The sequence below is a fragment of the Paraburkholderia sp. SIMBA_030 genome, assembly GCF_046535245.1.
Taxonomy (GTDB): domain Bacteria; phylum Pseudomonadota; class Gammaproteobacteria; order Burkholderiales; family Burkholderiaceae; genus Paraburkholderia.
The window spans coordinates 1-256 of the sequence record NZ_JAWRXB010001031.1 but is presented as its reverse complement, the minus strand read 5'-3'; the positions used below and the strand labels follow the sequence as shown (position 1 = coordinate 256).

Annotated in this window: 1 pseudogene; it reads left to right on the top strand. The window is 59.4% G+C overall.

Going from position 1 to position 256, the window contains the following annotated elements:
• Positions 1-250, top strand: a pseudogene (locus SB772_RS43160) (class II aldolase/adducin family protein); the annotation flags it as partial.
• Positions 251-256: the final 6 nt, after the last annotated feature.

Sequence of the window (256 nt, the reverse complement as noted above, 5' to 3'; positions counted from 1 at the left end):
CCACCAGAATCACGGGCTCCTGACCGCAAGCCGTCACAGCATCGACTCAGCCGCGTTCTGGTTCATCGCACTCGAGCGCTGCTGCCAGCAGCAGTTGATGATTGAAGCCGCCGGTATTACGCCGAAGGAAGTCACGCCGGAACGCGCCCGTTACAGCCGTGAACACGTGGGCAGCGACTACATTGGCTGGTTGCACTTCCAGACCATCTGGAGCGGCCTGGTCAATACGCAGCAGGACATGTTCGACTAATCAGAG